This window comes from uncultured Campylobacter sp., assembly GCF_938045465.1.
Classification (GTDB): Bacteria; Campylobacterota; Campylobacteria; order Campylobacterales; family Campylobacteraceae; genus Campylobacter_B.
In genome coordinates, this window is the sequence record NZ_CALIBF010000073.1 from 1 (window position 1) to 2,697 (window position 2,697).

The following is a 2,697-nucleotide window of genomic DNA, read 5'->3' on the forward strand; positions in this document are numbered from 1 at the left end:
CGCAAAAAACTTCGCTAGGATTTTTTATCGAAACAGCTTCAATACGGGCTTTTTGATCCTCGAATGCGACGAGACGGATAAGATCGCGCAGGGCGACGAGCTTAGCATCGATCTAAAGGGCGGCGTAATTAAAAATTTAACTCAAAAGACACAGTATAAATTCGGCGCAATTCCCGAGTTTATGCAAAAGCTCCTCGATGCCGGCGGGGCGATAAATTATGCAAAAACAAAGATAAACTTGTAAGGAATTTGGATGAAAAAATACGACGTATGCGTGATAAAAGGCGACGGAATCGGTCCTGAGATCATCGAAGAAGCGATCAAGGTGCTCGATGCTGTAAGCCATAAATTTAATTTTGAGCTAAATTTTGACTACCGCTTGATGGGCGGCTCTGCGATCGACATTATGGGCGTTCCGCTTCCTGATGAGACGCTAAATGCCGCTAAATCGAGCGATGCGGTGCTTTTCGGTGCGATCGGCGGCGCTAAATGGGACGGTCTGCCGCGTGAACTGCGCCCAGAAAGCGGACTGCTAAAAATTCGCAAGGAGCTTGGAGCGTTTGCAAATTTACGTCCTGCGATGATTTTTGATGAGCTGATAAACGCTTCGACGCTAAAGCCGGAGATCATCAAAGGCGTCGATATAATGGTAGTGCGCGAGCTTACGGGCGGGATTTATTTTGGGCAGCCGCGCGTTAAAAATGAAAAGGACGCGCTAAATACGATGTGCTACAACGTCTCTGAGATCGAGCGCGTGGCTAAGGTCGCATTTGAGGCAGCGCTTTTGCGAAATAAAAAGATAACGCTCGTAGATAAGGCCAACGTGCTTGAAACAAGCCAGCTGTGGCGCGAGGTCGTAAGCGAGCTAGCGAAAAATTATGCGGGGATAAATTTGGAGTTTATGTACGTCGATAACGCCGCGATGCAGCTAGTGCGGTCGCCAGCGCAGTTCGACGTGATTTTGACCGAGAATTTATTCGGCGATATTTTAAGCGACGAAGCGAGTATGATCTGCGGCTCTATCGGGTTGCTTCCGAGTGCGAGTATCGGCGGCAAGGTAGGCATCTATGAGCCGATCCACGGCAGCGCGCCCGACATCGCGGGGCAGGGGATCGCAAACCCGATCGCTACGATCTTAAGTGCGGCGATGATGCTGAAATACGCATTCGGCGAAAATGAGGCCGCAGCAGCGATCGAAAGCGCCGTACGCGCCGTACTTCGCGACGGATACCGTACCAAGGACATCGCGCAGTACGACGCCAAAGAAATTTGCTCGACCGCAGAGATCGGCTCGATCATCGCGGATTACGCGGCTAAGGCTTAGGAGCTAGCTTTGAATGGCGCACTAGCATACGCTATGGAGCTTGAGAAAAAAGGCGATATCTACGGCGCAATGCGGATTTGTCGCGGTATTTTACGCGATAATCCGCAAGATGGCGATGCGGCGGTGCTTTTTGCGCGGCTAAATTTGAATCATCGAGTAAGCTCGGGCGTCAATATGGCGATGTTGGAGCGCTTTTTTAGCGTCGATGCGCGCAAACAAGCGGAATTTAAGAGGTGGCTAATTGATGTATGAAAATGAACTGGAAGATATCATCGAAGCAGTAAATGAGATGAAAGCGCAAAAGCGTGCGCAAGATTTGGCGGTGCAGCAAGAGGGGGTTACAAATGCAAACAGCGCTGAAGCAGAAGCGCAGGCTTCGCAGGATGCTTTAAGCCCCGCTTCTTTTGCGCCAGATCCCATTGCATCTGGCGCCTTAAATTCCACATCTGCACCGGATATCGCTTCACCAAACGCGCAAAATTTCACTTCCTTAGATACCAAAAATTCCACTTCGCGTTTTGTTTCATCGGACGCTTTAAATTCCGCCCTAGATCGTTCAAATGCCCTTGCACGCAAGAGCTCTGCGCCTAGCGGCACGGAATTTACGGCGGACGCTACTTTAAAAAAATCTGCCACAAAAGATGAAAATTTTACTTTTTCCAGCGAGGAGAATTTTAAAAATTCTGATCTTACAGGCGGTGAAAATTCCGTGGCCTCCGTCTCTTTAAATGGAGAAAATTTTATAAATTCCGCCTCTGCAAGTGGCAAAGATTCCGCAAATACTGCTTTTGCAAACGATGAAATTTTAAAAAGCTCTGCCGCAAAATTTGACGGAAGCTTGCGTGATTTATCAGGCATCGTAGGTGAAATTTACGATAGTTTAGGTAGCGATATGAATGGGTTTGCTTCGCCGCAAAGCAGGGACACAAGCATACCGCGAAGCTCTGCCGAAAGTAAAGATTTTGAATTAGCGCTAAATTCTACGGATGACGACTCCCAAAGTGAGCAAGATTTGACGCCTCGTATTTTAGGCGCGCATTTTAAGGAGCTAAGCAATGACGATTTTGGGTCTGGCTCTGATTTCAAAGAAAACGAAGCTGACGATTATTTCGGTACGGCGCATTCTAAAAAGCAGGATTTAGCGTTGCTTCAAGCTCAAAATTCCGCCGCGCTAAATATCCACAATGTTGCCGCGCGCCAGCAAAATTTCGTTTCGCAGCCGCAGAATTTTACTATGCCTGAGGTGCGAGATCATGAGCTCGCCACGCCGCAGCTTCGTAATTCTGCCGCGCAGGATATGCAAGCGGGAAGCCTTGCCTCTTATGGTGCTCAAAATTCCGCCATGCGCCAGCCTGAAGCAGCGCGACATCCCG

General features: G+C 48.8%; 3 protein-coding genes and 1 pseudogene. All 4 read left to right on the top strand.

Features of this window, described 5'->3' with window-relative positions; translation table 11 throughout:
* A pseudogene (locus tag Q0413_RS03560) lies at window positions 1-244 on the top strand (3-isopropylmalate dehydratase); the annotation flags it as partial.
* A 9-nt stretch (window positions 245-253) separates the two neighbouring features.
* Window positions 254-1,324 carry a 3-isopropylmalate dehydrogenase gene (gene leuB, locus Q0413_RS03565; protein WP_298987379.1) on the top strand — a complete coding sequence of 357 codons (1,071 nt, stop codon included), beginning with the start codon at window positions 254-256 and terminating at the stop codon, window positions 1,322-1,324.
* 9 nt (window positions 1,325-1,333) lie between these two features.
* A complete protein-coding gene (locus Q0413_RS03570) occupies window positions 1,334-1,576 on the top strand; it encodes a hypothetical protein (protein ID WP_297959908.1) in 243 nt (80 codons plus the stop codon).
* Window positions 1,569-2,697, top strand: a 1,129-nt coding sequence (locus tag Q0413_RS03575; protein WP_298987381.1) for a hypothetical protein, incomplete at its 3' end; no start/stop codon positions are given. The genes Q0413_RS03570 and Q0413_RS03575, both read left to right, overlap by 8 nt.